Source organism: Micromonospora rhizosphaerae, from assembly GCF_900091465.1.
GTDB lineage: Bacteria > Actinomycetota > Actinomycetes > Mycobacteriales > Micromonosporaceae > Micromonospora > Micromonospora rhizosphaerae.
In genome coordinates, this window is record NZ_FMHV01000002.1 from 2,450,279 (window position 1) to 2,467,455 (window position 17,177).

General features: G+C 75.1%; 11 protein-coding genes. 4 read left to right on the plus strand and 7 right to left on the minus strand.

What is annotated here, in order from left to right; translation table 11 throughout:
- Positions 1 to 104: 104 nt before the first annotated feature.
- The 5 genes from GA0070624_RS11895 to GA0070624_RS11915 form a co-directional block, all read right to left on the minus strand.
- Positions 105 to 3,713, minus strand: coding sequence for a hypothetical protein (locus GA0070624_RS11895; RefSeq protein WP_091340315.1), 3,609 nt, complete (start codon positions 3,711 to 3,713; stop codon positions 105 to 107).
- Positions 3,714 to 3,875: 162 nt separating this feature from the next.
- Positions 3,876 to 4,703: a DNA-formamidopyrimidine glycosylase family protein gene (locus GA0070624_RS11900; protein ID WP_091340319.1), complete on the minus strand. Its 828-nt coding sequence runs from the start codon at positions 4,701 to 4,703 to the stop codon at positions 3,876 to 3,878.
- Between the two features lie 67 nt (positions 4,704 to 4,770).
- On the minus strand, positions 4,771 to 5,553 hold the full coding sequence (locus tag GA0070624_RS11905) for an SAM hydrolase/SAM-dependent halogenase family protein (protein ID WP_091340322.1): 783 nt from the start codon (positions 5,551 to 5,553) through the stop codon (positions 4,771 to 4,773).
- On the minus strand, positions 5,550 to 6,053 hold the full coding sequence (locus GA0070624_RS11910; RefSeq protein WP_091340326.1) for a GNAT family N-acetyltransferase: 504 nt from the start codon (positions 6,051 to 6,053) through the stop codon (positions 5,550 to 5,552). Before GA0070624_RS11910 ends, GA0070624_RS11905 begins: the two co-directional genes overlap by 4 nt.
- A 63-nt stretch (positions 6,054 to 6,116) precedes the next feature.
- On the minus strand, positions 6,117 to 10,841 hold the full coding sequence (locus tag GA0070624_RS11915; protein WP_091340329.1) for an Lhr family helicase: 4,725 nt from the start codon (positions 10,839 to 10,841) through the stop codon (positions 6,117 to 6,119).
- A gap of 170 nt (positions 10,842 to 11,011) precedes the next feature.
- Between GA0070624_RS11915 and GA0070624_RS11920 the strand changes: the two genes are divergently transcribed.
- From GA0070624_RS11920 to GA0070624_RS11935, 4 genes are all read left to right on the plus strand, one after another.
- The gene (locus tag GA0070624_RS11920) at positions 11,012 to 11,395 is read left to right on the plus strand and encodes a hypothetical protein (RefSeq protein WP_091340332.1); all 384 of its coding nucleotides are present in this window, start codon (positions 11,012 to 11,014) and stop codon (positions 11,393 to 11,395) included.
- Between the two features lie 277 nt (positions 11,396 to 11,672).
- A complete protein-coding gene (locus tag GA0070624_RS11925; RefSeq protein WP_091340338.1) occupies positions 11,673 to 13,028 on the plus strand; it encodes a hemolysin family protein in 1,356 nt (451 codons plus the stop codon).
- Positions 13,025 to 14,089, plus strand: a complete 1,065-nt coding sequence (locus tag GA0070624_RS11930; RefSeq protein WP_091340341.1) for a hemolysin family protein — start codon at positions 13,025 to 13,027, stop codon at positions 14,087 to 14,089. Before GA0070624_RS11925 ends, GA0070624_RS11930 begins: the two co-directional genes overlap by 4 nt.
- 117 nt (positions 14,090 to 14,206) lie before the next feature.
- Complete coding sequence (locus GA0070624_RS11935; protein ID WP_091340345.1) at positions 14,207 to 15,139, plus strand: sporulation protein; 933 nt, start codon at positions 14,207 to 14,209, stop codon at positions 15,137 to 15,139.
- A 108-nt stretch (positions 15,140 to 15,247) separates the two neighbouring features.
- Here the strand turns inward: GA0070624_RS11935 and leuE are convergent, their stop codons facing one another.
- Both leuE and GA0070624_RS11945 read right to left on the minus strand, forming a co-directional pair.
- Positions 15,248 to 15,916, minus strand: a complete 669-nt coding sequence (leuE, locus tag GA0070624_RS11940; protein WP_091340349.1) for a leucine efflux protein LeuE — start codon at positions 15,914 to 15,916, stop codon at positions 15,248 to 15,250.
- A complete protein-coding gene (locus tag GA0070624_RS11945) occupies positions 15,916 to 17,160 on the minus strand; it encodes a bifunctional pyridoxamine 5'-phosphate oxidase family protein/GNAT family N-acetyltransferase (RefSeq protein WP_091340352.1) in 1,245 nt (414 codons plus the stop codon). Before GA0070624_RS11945 ends, leuE begins: the two co-directional genes overlap by 1 nt.
- Positions 17,161 to 17,177: the final 17 nt, after the last annotated feature.

Genomic DNA, 17,177 nt, shown 5'->3' on the forward strand with positions numbered 1-17,177 from the left:
CATTCACGGAATGAGGGCTCAATCGGCGCTCGATGAGTCCTCATTCCGTGAATTTGTGCGGGGCGGTGGCCCGAGGCGTGCGGGACGGTGAGTCGGGGCGCGGGTCAGGAGGGGGTGGTGACCGGGATGGGGCCGGTGAAGGTCGAGCTGCCGACCACGTTGTATGAGCGGATCCGGTAGTGATACGTGACGCCACGGGCGAGCCCGGTGTTGGTGAAGCCCCGCCCGGTGACCCGGAAGGTGGCCAGCTCCTGGCTGAACGCCGGGTCGGTGGCGCGCTGGACGACGAACCCGGAGCCCGGCCCGGTGGGGGTGCTGGCCGACCAGCTCAGGATCACCGTCGCGGTGTCCGGTGCCGGCGCGGTGGCGGTGGCGCTCACCGCGGTCGGCACCCCGGGCCGGGGCGGGGTCGTCACGGTGGCCACGGTGGACCAGGGTGAGGCGGCGCCGAGGTAGGTGGTCCGCACCCGGTAGTAGTACGTGGTGTCCGGGGCGACGGCTGGGTCGACGTGGTTGTCGCCAACCGCGATGGCCGTGGTGCCCGGCCCGCTGGTGAAGGTCGGATTGGTGGCCCGCTGCACGTCGATCCCGGTGGCGTACGAGCGGTTGAGCCAGCGCAGCGCGACGCGCAGCGGCGCGGCCGGCGGCACCGCCGCGGTCAGCTTGGCCGGCCCGATGAGCTGCACCGACGCGGGGACGCTGTTCGACCAGGCCGAGCAGCTCACCGCGTTCTCCGCCCGGATCCGGTAGTGGTAGGTCACCCCCGGGGTCACCGAGGCGTCGGTGTACCGGGTCGCGGTGGCCGCCACGGTGATCTCCGTCCGCCCCTCGGTGAAGGTGGCGTTGGTGGCCCGCTGCAGCAGGTGGCTGGTGGCCGGTGGACGCCGGCCGTTGCCGGTCCAGGCCAGCGCGATCGCCGGCAGCGCGGTGGCCGAGCCGGGGGCCGGGGTGGCGGTCAGCCCGGTCGGCGCCCTGGGGGAGACCCGCAGCACCAGCGGTCGGCTCATCCCCTGGTCAAGGTGGCCGGCGGACCGGCTGTGCCACCGGTACTCCCAGCCGAGGTTGACCAGCTGGTTCACCACGATGGCCGGCCGCCCGTCGATCGGGCTGACCGGGGTGGCGTCCAGCCGTACGCCGGCCGGCCGGGTCGGGTCGAGCAGTCGTACGCTGTCGCCGATCTTGAACGGCAGGGCGGGCGGGACGGGGCGCAGCGCCACGATCACGTCCTCCCGGGGGTTGACCCGGACGGTCTCCTTCCAGCCCAGCTCGTTCGGGTCCGGCGGGCGGACCGTGCCGTCCCAGCCGACCCGGTTGACCAGCTGCACGTCACCACCGCCGACGTGCAGGGCCTGGGTCTGGGATGAATCGCCGACGATCCGCCAGAGCTGGGTGCCGTCGGCCGGCGCGCCCAGCGGCACCGTCGGATCGGTCACGAAGAGCACCTCGGTCGCCGGGTCGACCGGCCCGAGCGGCAGGGTCGCCGGGTCGAGCGGGCCGGCGTGCGGGTGCCCGACGCCGAGCCGCCCGACCGCGCGGCCGTGCCGCGACTCGAAGACCTGCCCGACCGCCTTCACCGCCAGCGGCAGGGTGACCGGGGCGGCGGCGCCGGTCGGCGTGAAGCTGACCGAGGTGGCGTGCACCGGCACCAGCGTCTCCAGCGGGGTCCGGGTGCCGAACGCACGGTCGTACGCCGGTTGCGGGACGATCGGCGGCCGCTGGCTGGCCGCGTACGCCCCGGGGAGGCGTTCGGCGAGCCGGGCCAGGTCGTACCGGTCGGCCGGGGTGCCGGCCACCCGGAACTGGAGCAGGGTACGGGTGTTCGGGCCGTACCCGGGACGGGTGGCGGGGAGCCCGCCGACCCCGGTGCGGTCCGGGGCGCCGGTGTGGTGGTCGTACCGGGGGTCGAAGCGGGGCAGTGGGGCCGGGCAGTCGTTGTAGAGGATCAGCGTGGCGCCCGGGGGCAGGGCGGAGAAGTCCACCACCACGTCGGCCCGCTCACCGGGGGCGAGCAGCAGGGTGTGCCCGTCCACGTTGAGCGCGGTCGGGTCCCGCCGGTCGTACCGGTAGCCGATCGGTCGGTTCGGCAGCACCACCGGGGCGGGCAGCAGGCCGCACTCGTTGCCGATCTGGATCATCTCCGGCCCGGCCGCCCGGGGGTCCGGCGCGCCGCCGTCGCGCCCGTCGGTGGGCCAGTACGGCGGCCGGTCCGCCGCCCGGACCGCCTCGACCATCGGGACCTCCCCGGCGTCCGGGTCGGCCGGTCCGCCATCGGTCGGCCACATCGGACCGTCCGAGCGGGCCCGGTAGAGCTGGAGGTTCAGGGCGCGGTCCGCGCACGCGTTGAGGATCCGGAACCGGTACGCCTTCGGCTCCACCGTCAGGTACGGGTAGGCGACGCCGTTGACCAACGGCGTGTCGCCGTACGCCTCGGGCACGGCCGACGGGTGCGGCACGCCCGGCGCCAGCGGCGGCTCGTCCGGCGCGGCCACCGGGTCGTGGTGCGGGTTGGGCACCGGCGCCACCCAGGGGCTGTCGGGGCCGTCGGGGTCGTGCGACCAGGGGCCGTAGTCCCAGCGGCCGGTCGGGTTCGTCCCGGCCGCCCGGTACGGGTTCTGCCGCGGCTGGTAGACGTGCGGGTGCCAGAGGTTGCCCTTGGCGCCCCAGCGGTCCCGGTCCCAGGTCGGGTCCTGCGCGGCGAGCTGGGCGTCGTCCGGCACGAAGGTCCGGTCCTGGATCACCAGCGGCAGCTGCTCGTCCGGGAGCACGCCGTCGGCGACGAGCCGCTCCTCCGCCGGGTCGGTGAGCAGGTAGAGCGCCGACTGCCCGGAGTAGACGGTGAGCCGGGACAGCGCGAGGGTGTTGTCGTGCAGCCACATCAGCCGGCCGCTCTGCTCGTTCGGGAAGTAGAGCGTGGTGGCGCCCGCCCCCGGAGGTGGCATGTCCGGCACCGGGGTCAGCCCCACCCCGATCGGGTACGGGGTGATCTCGCCCGCCGGGGTGACCCACTGCCACGGGTTGCCGGCGCTGATCCAGGCGGTCTGCGCCCCGTCCAGGTGGGGCACCGCCCGATTCTGCGGGTACGGCGCCGGCCCGTCCAGCGGCCCGACCCCCGCGCCGTCGACGGTCTCGTCGACCGGCAGAAAGAGTTCGCCGGCCCGGCCGGTCGGAAGCTGGTTGATGAACTTGATCCGCACCGGCCGTCCCCGCCGAGCCATGATCAGGGGCCCGAGGTGCCAGGGTCGGTCCGGCGGGCTCACCGTGTTGTGCCCGGACGGGTCGGTGCCGAGGTTGAGCTGGCGGTAGCCGCGCAGCCGGGTGGCCGGCAGGTCCCGGTGCAGCCGCTGGGCGTACTCCTGCAACCCGATCTCGTAGTAGTCGCAGCCCGGCCAGGTGATGGTGTCCGGCACCGCCACCGGCAGGTGGGCGCCCAACCCGTTGCGACCGAGCGGCCCGGGCAGCGGCAGCGCGTCGACGAACTTGCGGATGCCGGTGCCGGGGACCACCCGCCCGGCGTGGTCGAGCGCCGGCAGCGGGCTGCCGGCGAAGTTCGGCACCGGCCCGAAGCAGCGGGGCACGGCGGCGGGGTCCAGGCTGGCCGGCGCCGGGTCGCTCTCCTCGCTGGTCCGGGCGGCGGGCACGGTCGGCGTGTGGTCCTCACCGGTGCGGACTGCGCGGTCCGCCCGGCTCGGCCGAAGTCTGCGGAACAGGGCCATGGCTCCCCCGGGGATCGGGGCGCGACGGCCGTCACCCGGCGTGGCGGGCGGTCGCGCTGCTGACGATCGGTGAGCACTCAACCGCAGCATGCGACGCCAACGACCGGCAGGGAACTACCCATTCGTCCGTGTCTCGGGTGATCTTGCCCGATCGTGGAAGTTCTACGTGGTCGGGCCGGCGGGCCGGGACCGTTCCGGCTGGCAGACCGGGCACCAGTAGGTGACCCGCTCGCCCAACTCCTCCTTGCGGATCGCCGTGCCGCAGCGGCGGCACGGCTGCGCCCGGCGGCCGTACACGTAGCTGGTCTGCCCCCGGTGCAGCGAGCCCGTGGTGCTCTGCGTCCACCGGCCCCGGTTGGCGGACAGCAGCCGTTGCGCCAGGGTGACCGTGCCGGCCAGGTCGGGCACCGCGCCGACCGGCGTCCAGGGCGAAATGCCGCGCAGGAAGAGCACCTCGCACTTGTAGAGGTTGCCGACCCCGGCCAGATTGCGCTGGTCCAGCAGGGCCTCGCCGATGGTGGCGTCGGGGTGCACGGCGAGCCGGCGGACCGCCTCGGCCGGGTCCCAGTCCGGGCCGAGCAGGTCCGGCCCGAGGTGGCCGACCAGCGACTCCTCCTCGGCCGTCGGGACGAGGGCCAGGTCGTGCAGGTGGTAGCCGACCGCCACCGCGCTGGCCGAGCGGAGCACCACCCGGATCAGGTGCGCCGGCCGGGCCGCCCACCGCTCACCGGGCGCGTACGCCCGCCAGGCACCGTCCATCCGCAGGTGGGAGTGGAGCGTCCAGTCTCGGGCGCCCTCACCGCGCTCCGGCGGGCTGGTCAACCGCAGCAGCAGGTGCTTGCCGCGGCTGGCCGACTCGCGGACGGTCCAGCCGGTCAGGTCGGTCCCGGCGAGCTGCGGCACCCGGAAGTCGGAGCCGGTGAGCCGGGCGCCGGCCAGCGCGCGCTGCAGGACGCGGGCCGTGTTCCAGACGGTGTCGCCTTCGGGCACCCGTCCATCCTGCCTCGCCGAGCGGGATTCGCATATGTCGCCATTTACGGCGAGGCGCGCGCCCGCCTCACGCGCCGGTCACCGGCACGACGTCCCCGGGGCGTACGCCGAGCAGGTCGACCGCCCGGCCGGTGTTGACCGCCACCGCGACCAGGCCGGCCGAGTCGGCGTACACCACCGGCTCCCCGACGGCGGCGTCGCCGAACGTACGCCCGCGCGCCGCCTCCCGCCCGGCCACCCGGACCCGCACCGGGAGCCCGTCGAGGAGGTCTGCCGGGGCGGCGAGCTGGACGTTGCCGAAGTGGTCCACGGTCAACACCTCGGCGGCGAACCCGTCGTCGGTGCGGCGGACCACCGGCGCCGGCAGCCGGACCAGCGTCGCCGGGTCCACCGCCGGACCGGCCTCGGCCAGCGGCGCGCCGAGCGCGAGCCGGGCGGCGACCGGGGCGAAGACGTCCCGGCCGTGGAAGGTGCGGGAGACCGCCGGCGCCAGCCACCCCGGGTTGGTCAGCTCGACCGCCGCGGTGACCCCACCGAGCGCCGCGGCGGCGTCGAGCAGCAGCCCGTTGTCCGGCCCGACCAGCAGCCCGCCCGGCGTGGCCAGCCCGATCCCCCGACGGCTGGTGCCGACGCCCGGGTCCACCACCGCCACGTGCACCCCGGCCGGCAGGTACGGCACGGTCTGGGCGAGCACCGCCGCACCCCGCCGCACGTCCGCCGGAGGCACCAGGTGGGTCACGTCGATCACCCGCGCCGCTGGTGCGAGCCGGGCGATCACGCCGTGGCACGCCGCCACGAACCCGTCGGCGAGCCCGTAGTCGGTGGTCAGCGAGATCCACGGGCCGGTCACGGTCGTCGCCCCGCCGCCAGCCGGCGTTCCAGGACCAGCTCGTCGTGCAGCGGGATGTCGTCCTCCCCGAGGTACGGGATGGATGGCTTCACCTGCCGGGCCCGGTCGACCGCGCCCGCGTCGACCGCCACGATCCGCAGCCCGCGGCGCTGGTAGAAGCGGAGCGCCCCGAGGTTGTCGTTGGTGGTGACCAGCCAGAGCCGGTCCGCGCCGGCGGCGAGGGCGACCGCCTCGGCAGCGGCGAGCAGGGCACTGCCGGCACCCCGGGCCGCGGCGGTGGCGGCCAGGCTGACAACCTCCAGCCCGCCGTCGGCGAGCCGGTAGGCCAGCGCGCCGGCGAACCCGCCCGCGTCGTCCACCGCCACCAGCGTCGGCAGCGTACGCAGGTCGTAGCGGGTGTCGTGGACCACCACGTACGGGCCGCCCCACTCCCGCTGGTGCAGGGCCGCGACGTCATCGTGGTCGCGGGGCTCCGCGGGTCGTACGTCGATCGTGCCCATCACACCGTCTCCTTGGTCCCGCCGGGCCGGCGACACCCTATCCGGTGCCGCGGGCGCGTCGGGTCAGCCGCGCAGGCGCAGGCCGCGCGGGGTGGCCCGGAAGCCGGCGGCGGTGAGCGCGTCGCGCAGCGGCGAGGAGCGGACCGCCTCGCCGTCGGCGCGTTCCACCGACATCGCCCCGAGCGCCCCCGAGTGCACTGCGTCGGCGAGCGCCTTCCCCGCCGCGGCCAGCGCGTCGGCGTCGTCGGTGAAGGAGAGGATGGTCCGCCCGCCCCGCTCCACGTAGAGCACCAGGTCGCCGCCGACCAGCACCACGAGTGCGCCGGCCTTGCGGCCGGCCCGGTGGCCGGTCGCCGGGGCGGTGCCGTCGCCCGAGTCGACCACCCGCTCCGGCCAGGGCAGCGCACCGCCGTACGGGCTGGCCGGGTCGGTCGCGGCGAGCACCAGCGTCGGACCGCCCCGGCCCTGGCCGCCGTCGGCCGGGTCAGCCAGGGCGCGGATCCGGTCCACCGCGCCGGGCACCGCGAACTGGGCGGCGCCCAGCCCCTCGACGAAGTAGCCCCGCCGGGCCGCCCCGCGCTCCTCCAGCGCGGAGAGCACCGGGTAGACGGCGGCGAAACCGCCGGCCACCTGCTCCGCCAGCACCGCACCGCGGGTGACCACCCCGTGCCGTTCCAGCAGCACGTCGGCGAGGGCGGCGGCCCGGCGGGTCGGGTCGAGGTCCCGTTCCGGGAGCCGGGACCAGCGGCCGGCCACGGTGGGCGGGCCGGTGCGGGACGGCAGCGCGACCCGGCCGGGTCGCCGGTAGCGGGTGCGCGGGGCGGCGGGGCGGGACCGGTGCGCGCCGCCCCCGCCGAGCACCGCTCGCAGCGGGGCGAGGGTGTCGTTGGTGAGTTGACCGGCCCAGACCAGGTCCCAGATCGCGGCGGCCAGCGCGGCGTCGTCGGTGGAGCCGACCCGGTCCGACAGCGAGCGGAAGAAGAGCGCCTGCCCCTCGGCGAGCGCGTCCAGCACCGCCTCGTGCAGCGGGGCGAGGGCGAGCGCCTCGTCCGGCGGGGGCAGCAGCAGCGGGGCGACATCCGCGTACGCCAGGGTGACCCAGCCGTCGCCGCCGGAGATCGCCCCGGACCCGGCCCAGAGCACCTCGCCGCTGGCGCAGAGCTCGTCGAGCTGGGCGGGGGAGTAGTCGGCCACCCGGCCCGGCAGCACCAGGCGTTCCAACGCGGACGCCGGCACCGCCGCCCCCTGCAACTGCTCGATGGTGGCGGCGAGCGCCTCCACGCCCCGGGCCGACGAGCCGACCTGTTGCCAGCGGGGCAGGAACGCGGCCAGCGCCCGGGGCGGCACCGGCTCGATCTCCCGGCGCAGCGCCGCCAGGGACCGGCGGCGCAGCAGCCGCAGCACCTCCGCGTCACACCACTGGATGCCGACGGTGTCCGGGGCGAACTCGCCGGAGACCACCCGCCCGGTGGCGGCGAGCCGGCGCAGCGCCTGCTCCACCACGAATACCCCGAGCCCGAACCGGGCGGCACAGGTCGCCGCCGCGAACGGGCCGTGGGTGCGGGCGTACCGGGCCACCAGGTCACCGAGGGGATCCGCCACCGGCGCCAGGTACGCCTCGGGCACCCCGACCGGCAGCGCCACGCCGAGCGCGTCCCGCAGCCGGGCCGCGTCCTCCACCCCGACCCAGCGCTCCTCACCGGCGATCCGGACCCGCAGCACCCGGCGCGTCGCCGCCAGCTCGGCCAGCCACTCGATCGGCGCGCCCCGCTCGGCCAGCTCGGCCTCGCTCAGGTCGCCGACCACCCGGAGCAGCTCGACCACGTCCTCGGCGTCGCGGGGACGACGCTGCTCGGTGAGCCAGCGCAACTGCCGCTCGGTCTCGGCGAGCACCGCCGGATCCAGCAACTCCCGCAGGTCGACCCGGCCGAGCAGCTCGCCGAGCAGGCCCGAGTCCAGCGCCAGCGCGGCGGCCCGGCGCTCGGCCAGCGGGGCGTCCCCCTCGTAGAGGAAGGCGCCCACGTAACCGAAGAGCAGCGAGCGGGCGAACGGGGAGGGCCGCTCGGACTCCACCTCGACCAGCCGCACCTTGCGGGACGCCAGGTCGCGCATCAGCTCGGCCAGGGACGGCTGGTCGAACACGTCCTGCAGGCACTCCCGGGCCGCCTCAAGGGTGACCGGGAAGTCGGCGTACTCGCGGGCGACGTCGAGGAGCTGGGCGGCGCGCTGGCGCTGCTGCCAGAGCGGCTGCCGGCGGCGCGGGTCCCGGCGGGGCAGCAGCAGCGACCGGGCGGCGCACTCGCGGAACCGGGACGCGAAGAGCGCGGAGGTGCCGACCGACTCCTCGACGAGCTGGGCGATCTCGTCGGGCTCGAAGACCACCACGTCGGCGCCGGGCGGCTCGTCGGCGGTGTCGGGGAGGCGTACGACGATGCCGTCGTCGGAGGGCATGACCTGGGCGTCCACGCCGTACCGCTCGGCGAGCCGGCGGCCGATGGCCAGCGCCCAGGGGCCATTGACCCGGGCACCCAGCACGGAGTGCACGGCAAGGCGCCAGTCGCCCAGCTCGTCGCGGAACCGCTCGACCACCACCGTCCGGTCGTCGGGCAGGGAGCGAGTGGCCTCCCGCTGCTCGCGCAGGTACGCCATCAGGTTGCCGGCGGCCCAGTCGTCCAGCCCGCCGGCGCGCAGCGCCGCGATCGCGGTCTCGTCGTCCCGCCGGAGCAGGGCCCGGACCCGGGCGCCGATGGCCCGGCCCAGCTCGACCGGGCGGCCGAGCTGGTCGCCCTTCCAGAACGGCATCCGGGCGGCCTGGCCGGGGGCGGGGGAGACCAGCACCCGGTCGGGGGTGATCTCCTCGATCCGCCAGCAGGAGGAGCCGAGCAGGAAGACGTCGCCCACCCGGGACTCGTAGACCATCTCCTCGTCCAGCTCGCCGACCCGGGCGGCGCGTTCCGCGCCGGCCAGGAAGACCCCGAAGAGCCCCCGGTCGGGGATGGTGCCGCCGCTGGTCACCGCGAGGCGCTGGGCGCCGGGGCGGCCGGTGAGCACGTCGGTGGCGCGGTCCCAGACCAGCCGGGGCCGCAGCTCGGCGAAGGCGGTGGACGGGTAGCGGCCGGAGAGCATGTCCAGCACCGCGTGCAGGGCGGAGTCGGGCAGCTCGGCGAAGGGCGCGGCCCGGCGGACCACCACGGCCAGGTCGCCCAGCCGCCACGGCTCCAGCGCGACCATCGCGACGATCTGCTGGGCCAGCACGTCGAGCGGGTTGCGCGGGTAATGCAGCTCCTCGATGGCGCCCTCGGCCATCCGCTCGGCGACCACGGTGCAGGAGAGCAGGTCGCCCCGGTGCTTGGGGAAGACCACCCCCCGGGAGACCGCGCCGACCTGGTGCCCGGCCCGGCCGACCCGTTGCAGACCGGCGGCGACGCTTGGCGGCGCCTCGATCTGCACCACCAGGTCGACCGCGCCCATGTCAATGCCCAGCTCCAGGCTGGAGGTGGCGACCACGGCCGGGAGCTGCCCGGACTTGAGCGCCTCCTCGATGTGCTTGCGCTCCTCACGGGAGACGCTGCCGTGGTGGGCACGGGCGATGACCGGTGGCGCCCCCGCCGCCGCGCCGGCCTGTGCCATCACCTCCGCCGGCGGGCGCGGGGCCCGCAGCGGCCCCACCGGACCGGCCCACGCGTCGGCGCCGCGCCCGGGCCCGCCGTCGGCGGCCGCCGGACCGTCCCCCCGCGCCGACCCTTCCGGTACGCCCACCGGCCCGCCGCCGTGGGCGGTGCCCCCGGCCCCCGGCGTGCCGCCGGGCCCGCCCGTGCCGGCGGCCAGTTCCTCGGCGGCCAGTTCGTTCAGCCGGGCGCAGAGCCGTTCGGCGCTGCGCCGGGAGTTGGTGAAGACGATCGTCGACCGATGCGACCGGATGAGCGAGAAGACCCGCTCCTCCACCGCCGGCCAGATCGACGCCCGGCGCGGGCCGGGACCGCCGAGGTCGTCCTCCGGCTGCTCCTGCTCGTCCAGCCGGGTCATGTCCTCCACCGGGACCTGGACGCTGACCTCGATCGTCTTGCTGCTGGGCGGTTGGACGACGTCCACCGGGCGGGCGCCGCCGAGGAATCGGGCGCAGACGTCGATCGGCCGGACCGTGGCGGAGAGGCCGATCCGCTGCGCGGGCGTCTCCAGCAGCTCGTCGAGGCGCTCCAGGGAGAGCGCCAGGTGGGCGCCGCGCTTCGTGCCGGCCACCGCGTGCACCTCGTCGACGATGACCGTCTGGACGCCGCGCAGGGAGTCGCGGGCCGCCGAGGTGAGCAGCAGGAAGAGCGACTCCGGCGTGGTGATGAGGATGTCCGGCGGGGTGCGGGCGAAGGCGCGGCGCTCGTCGGCCGGGGTGTCGCCGGTGCGCATCCCCACGGCGATGTCCGGCGGGGCGACGCCGAGTCGGGTGGCCGCCTGCCGGATGCCGGCGAGCGGGGCGCGCAGATTGCGCTCCACGTCGACGGCGAGCGCCTTGAGCGGGCTGACGTAGAGCACCCGGCAGCGCTGCCGGGCCTCGGCCGGCGGCGGCTCCTTGGCCAGCCGGTCGAGCGACCAGAGGAACGCCGCGAGCGTCTTGCCGGACCCGGTCGGGGCGACCACCAGGGCGTTGCGCCCGGCGGCGACGGAACGCCAGGCCCCGACCTGGGCGGCGGTGGGCGCGGCGAACGCCGCGGTGAACCACTCCCGGGTCGGCGCGCCGAACCCCGCCAGCACCGTCGCGTCCCCGCCGGTCACCTCATCCGCCACGTCTCCCATACTGCCCCGTCGGTGTGACATTCAGCCGCCGCCGGACGCTGGTTCTGTCCGACTCTGGCTCTTACGCGACGGATGCGATTTTGAATGCGTTAAGTCTTACTTAACTGCTTGCTTGCGTCGAGCAACATAAAGTAACTTCACTCGCAACGCAGCGTTGGGGGAGGGCCTGGATGATCGTCGAGGAGCGAGGCTCCGGGCCCGGGAGTGACGTGCTCATCCGCAAGGTCGACGGTCACCTCGCCGCGCTCCGCGCCGGCCTGCACGGCCCCGAGCTGGAGCTTGCCGAGCAGCTCGCCGGCTGCCTGCGGGAGCTGGTCATCGCCACCGCCCACTCCAGCGCCGCCGACCGGGGGCTGGTCCGGGCCGCGGTGCACTACTTCGTTCTCCGGCGGGAGAGCCGGGGCAAGCTGCTTCCGGTGCGGTCCCTCGCCGCCGCGCAGCGGGTGGTCAACAAGGCCGTGCTCCAGCTCGGCCGCCCCGACCTGCTGGTGGAGACCCGTCGGGAGCGGCCGTCGCGCCAGCCGGCTACGACCATTCCGGCGCGACCCGTCTGACGCCGCGCCGCGACCCGGAGCAGTCGGCTGCCCGCCGGCGACGTCGCGCTCCGCTGAGCCCCGCCGCCGGACGCCCGTCCGGTACGCCGCACCTGCTCTGCAGGGCTGGCCGGCAGAGATTAACAGGAGTCCCTTCCGCACACCTTCAGCGGACTTCCAGGCAGCGCCGATAAAATGGCAACATGATCGACTCCTCTGCCCAGGAGGGCAGCAGTAGCCAGCCGGGTCGTGCCCGGCAACCCCTCGCCCCGACGGCCCCGGGAGCCCTGAGCCTCCCGTGCTGATCGTCGTCGGTCTCGTTCTCATCATCGTGCTCACCGCCGCCACCGGTTACTTCGTGGTCCAGGAGTTCGGTTACGTCGCCGTGGACCGGGGCAAGCTCAAGCAGCTCGCCGACGGTGGCGACCAGGCCGCAGCCCGGGCCCTGGAGGTGACCGGGCGGCTCTCGTTCATGCTCTCCGGCGCCCAGCTCGGCATCACCGTGACCGCCCTGCTGGTCGGTTACGTCGCCGAGCCGTACCTGGGCGCCGGGCTGGCCCGGCTGCTCGGCGTCGCGGGGGTCTCCGCGGCGGTCAGCCTGCCGCTGTCGGTGCTGCTGGCCCTGATCATCGCCACCGTGGTGCAGATGGTCCTCGGCGAGCTGGCCCCGAAGAACCTGGCCATCGCCCGCGCCGAACCGCTGGCCCGGACGCTGAGCCGATCCACCCTCATCTACCTGAAGCTCGCCGGTCCGGCGATCACGCTCTTCGACCGGGCCGCCGTCCGGCTGCTGCGCCGGGTCGGCATCGAGCCCATCGAGGAGTTGCCGACCGGCGCCACCCCGGCGGACCTGGAGCAGATCATCGCCGAGTCCCGCGAGGAGGGGCGCCTGACCGCCGAGATGTCCACCCTGCTCGACCGGGGCCTCGACTTCCGGGAGCTGACCGCCGGGGAGGCCATGGTGCCCCGGGTCGACGTGCACACGGTACGGGCCGACGAGCCGGTCAGCCGGGTGGTCGAGCTGCTCGACACCGGCCACTCCCGCTTCCCCGTGCGGGGGGCCGAGGGCGTCGACGATCTCGTCGGCGTGATCGGCATCGCCGACGTGCTCGCGGTGCCGCCGGCCGAGCGGTCGACCACCCTGGTCGGCGCGGTGGCCCCAGCCCCGCTGCTGGTGCCGGAGACGCTGCCGCTGCCGACGGTGCTGGACCGGCTGCGGGTCGGGCACCGGCAGCTGGCCTGCGTGGTCGACGAGTACGGCGGCTTCGCCGGCGTGATCACGCTGGAGGACATCGCGGAGGAGTTGGTCGGGCCGATCCGCGACGAGGACGACCCGCCGGAGCGCGCCCCGGCCCGGCAGGACGACGGCTCCTGGGTGGTGCCGGCGCGCTGGCGGATCGACGAGGTGGCCGACAGCACCGGCATCGCGCTGCCCGAGGCGCCCGAGTACGACACCCTCTCCGGGCTGGTCATGCGGGAGCTGGGCCGGGTGCCCGAGGTCGGCGACCGGCTGGAGATCAGCCTCGTCGTCGACGGCGAGGCGCCCGACGCCGAGCAGCGCGCGCTGGTCGAGGTGCTGGCCGTGGACCGGCACGTCGCCGACTCCGTCCGGCTCCGGAAGACCGAGGTCGCGCGCGGGGAGGAGGCGGCATGAGCCCCGGCTTTGCGCTCTTCTTCTCCGCGGTGCTGCTGGCGCTGAACGGCTTCTTCGTCGCCGCCGAGTTCGCCCTGGTGGCGTCGAAGCGGTACCGCCTGGAGCAGATGGCGGCCGGTGGCGGCCGGGCCGCGCGGGCGGCCCTGGACGGCGTACGGGAGCTGTCCCTGATGCTGGCCGGCGCGCAGCTCGGCATCACCCTCTGCACGCTCGGCCTGGGTGCCCTGGCCGAGCCGGCGATCGAGCACCTGCTCAGCCCGCTGCTGCACGCCCTCGGGCTGCCGGACGCGGTCAGCCACCTGGTGGCGCTGCTCCTCGCCCTCGGCCTGGTGACCTTCCTGCACCTGGTGGTCGCCGAGATGGCGCCGAAGTCGTGGGCGATCATCGACGCGGAGCGCTCGGCGATGCTGCTGGCGCTGCCGTTCCGGGCCTTCGCTCGGGTCTCCCGGCCGGTGCTCTCCGCGCTGAACGGGCTGGCCAACGGCGTCCTGCGGCTGGTCGGGGTGCGGCAGCAGGATCAGCTGGCCCAGGTGCACGGCCCGGACGAGCTGCGCATCCTGCTGGAGCAGTCCCGCGAGCACGGGCTGCTCGGCGCGGAGCAGCACCTGCTGCTGACCAGCATGCTGGAGCTGCAGGGCACCACCGTGGCGCAGGTGATGGAGCCGTTCGACCGGATCGTCTCGGTCCGCCGGGACGACACCGCCGACCGGATCGAGCAGGTCTCCCGGGACAGCGGCCGGTCCCGGCTGGCCGTGCTGGACCCGACCGGCGAGGTCTGCGGGCTGGTGCACGTCCGGGAGGCGGTTCGGGCGGTCACCACGGGTCGACCGGCGAGGGCCGGCGAGCTGATGTCCCCCGCCTTCACCCTGCCCGCGCAGGCCTCGGTCACCCAGGCGGTGGCGGCGATGCGGGGCCGGCAGGCCCAGCTGGCCCTGGTCCGCAACGGCGGCGGCCCGACCCGGCCGATCGGCTTCGTCGCGCTGGAGGACCTGCTGGAGGAGGTCATCGGCGAGTTCGACGACGAGACCGATCCGGTGCCGCGCGGGCGGCGCATGCGCTGACCGACGGGCCGACACCACCGGCCGTCGGGTCCCCGGGGACCCGACGGCCGGTCGCGTTCGTAACCCGCCCGGCCGGGAAACCCCTCGAAGTCGGTGTCGACGGGACGGGGGAGCGCGGTGCGCCTGACCGGGGTGTCGTCGGAGTCCGGTTGGACCGGGCTGTCGGTCACCACCACCCTGACCAATCCGAGCATCCGCCCCGGTCTGCGCCTGCCGGGGCGGGTGACGGTCACCGCCGGGCCGGACGACGTGCCGGTCCGGCACATCCGGCTCGGCCTGGTCGCCCAGGTCGAACCGGAGGACCCGGGCTCGCCACGCCGCCTGGTGCAGTACCACCAGGTCCCGGTCGCCGGCCGGTTCGCGGTGCCGGCCGGGCGGCGGCGGGCGGTGGACTTCGCGCTGCCGCTGCCCTGGGAGACCCCGGTGACGATCTTCGGCGGGGTGCCGCTGATGAGCCTGCGTACCGGTCTGCGTACCGAGGTCTCCCTTGATCCGTACCTCGACCAGGGCGCGATGGTGCCGGTCTTCGTCCATCCGCTCCCCACCCAGCAGCACATCCTCGCCGCGCTGGACACCCTCGGCTTCGTGATGCGCCAGGCGGGCCTGCAGCAGGGCCGGCTGCCCGGGGTGGAGCAGACGCTGCCGTTCTACCAGCGGCTCGGCTACTGGGTGGCGCCGCTCTACGCCGGCCCGATCACCGAGCTGGAGCTGATCTTCGTGACCAACGCGGCGGGGCTGGAGGTGGTCCTCTGGATGGACCGCCGGCTCTCCCTGGCCGGGGTGACCCACCAGAGCATCAGCCGGTTCCGGGTCTGGCACGCCGGCGCCGATCGGCGGGACTGGGTCGCCACGGTGGACGGCTGGCTGCGGCACGCCATCAACCGGCACGCCGCGGCCGCCGCGCACTCCGACTGGTCGGCCCGGATCACCGAGTCGGCGCACGTCAGCCGCCCGCCGGATCAGCCGGTCGCGCCCGGTTACGGGCTGCACGGCACGGCCGGCGGTGGGGCCGGCATCGGCGGCGGTGGTGGCGGCAGCTCCGGCACCTGACGCCCGGGCTGTGCGCCGATCATGGAATTGTGGCGCCTGTTCTGCCGCGATCGGGCGCTTTTGCGCGTGCCGCACCTCCACGATCGCCGTCCGTCCGACCGGACGGCGTCAGACCGAGGCGGTGGCGAGCTTCAAGCTGAAGCCGAGGAAGAGCATGCCGACGCCGGTGGTGGCGCTCGCGGCGAGGCGGCGTCGCCGCTGGAACTGCGCCGCCAGGAAGGTGCCCGCGAAGATCAGCGCGCTCAGGTAGAGCGCGCTGGTCACCTGCGCGATCAGCCCGAGCAGCAGGAACGACAGCGCCGGCCAGGCGTACCCGGGGTCGACGAACTGGATGAAGAACGAGATGAAGAAGAGGATCGCCTTCGGGTTGAGCAGGCTGATCACCAGCGCCCGCCGGAAGGGGCTGCGCAGCGCCGCCGGCTCCGCGGCGTCGATCAGCCGCGGGGTGGTGGGGTCGTTGCGGTCGCGCCAACGCCGCCACGCGCCGCGCAGCATCGTCAACCCCACATAACCCAGGTACGCCGCGCCGACGTACTTGATCACCAGGAAGAGCGGCGGGTACGCCTTGAGCAGCGACGCCACCCCGGCGGCGGAGAGGAACATCAGCACGCCGTCGCCGAGGAAGACCCCACCGGCAGCCCGGTAACCCGCCCGCACGCCGCGCTTCGCCGCGGTGGAGAGGACGAAGAGCGAGTTCGGTCCGGGCAGCAGCACGATCGCCACGGTGCCCAGCACGTATGTCCAGATGTCGGTGATCCCCAGCACGCCCGACATCATCACGCCACGGCCGCCGGCCGGCGAAGCCTTTCCCGCAGGCTGACCTGTGCGTTTGGCCACTCATCGACCGTCATCACGTACTGCACGGTGTCCCGCCAGGAGCCGTCGGCGCGCTGCCGGTGCATCCGTAGCACCCCCTCCCGGGTCGCGCCGAGCCGTTCGATGGCACGCTGCGAGCGCTCGTTGCGGATGTCGGTGTGCCACACCACCCGGACCGCGCCGAGCTCCTCGAACGCCCGGGTGAGCAGCAGCAGCTTTGCCTCGGTGTTGATCCCGCTCCGCCACCAGGGCCGGCCGAGCCAGGTGTAACCGATGGCGACGGACCGCCGGTCCGGGTCGACCTCGTAGAACGAGGTGGTGCCGACGACGGCCCCGGTGGCGGCGCAGCGCTGGACCCAGGGCACCCGCTCGCCCCGTTGGTGCGCGGCCAGGTAGGCGGCGATGACCTGGCCCATCTCGGCGGCGTCGACGGGCTGCGGGCCGCCAAGGTGCCGCCAGACCTCGGGATCGGCGGTCGCCGTGAACAGCTCGTCGGCGTGGGACAGGTCGAGCGGCTCCAGCGCCACGTGCTCGCCGCGCATGACCACCGGCTCCAGCCAGGGCGAGCGGGTCGGTCGCAGGTACGCCGGCACCGGCGCGATCACCCCGGCGTCCGGCTCCGGCACCCCGGCGGTCAGCCGCAGCGGCACCACCCCGGCCCAGTACGGCAGGTCGAGGTCGGCGGGGTCGTCCTTCACCCCGCCGGTGCGGGCCCGGACCGACACCTCCCGCAGCGGCAGCGCCAGCATGGCCGTCTCGGCCAGCTCCCGGCGGCTCGGCGGCCGGCTGTCCGCGCTGCGCCCCGCACCGACCTTCTCCACCAGCGCGGTCAGCACCTCGGCCTTTTCCCGCTCGTCGGTGACCAGGTGGGCGGTCCCCTGCGCGACCACGGACCGGTAGTTGGCGCTGTGGTTGAACTGGGAACGGGCGTAGACCAGCCCGTCCAACAGGGTAACCGCGACGCAGACCGGCAGCCCGGCGTCGCCCCGGGCGGCGAGCAGCGGCCGGCTGCCCGTGGAGCCGTGCAGGTAGAGGGTGTCGCCGACGCGGACGTGCAGGGTGGGCAGCACCCGGGGCTCACCGTCCACGATGAACCCGAGCGCGCAGTGGTACGTCTCGTCCAGGACGGCGTGCGCGGCGGCTTCGTCATAGCTCATCCGGTCCCGCATGCGGGTGGCGGTGGTCCGTTCGGTCCGGGGGTACATGTGACATCCACCTTTTG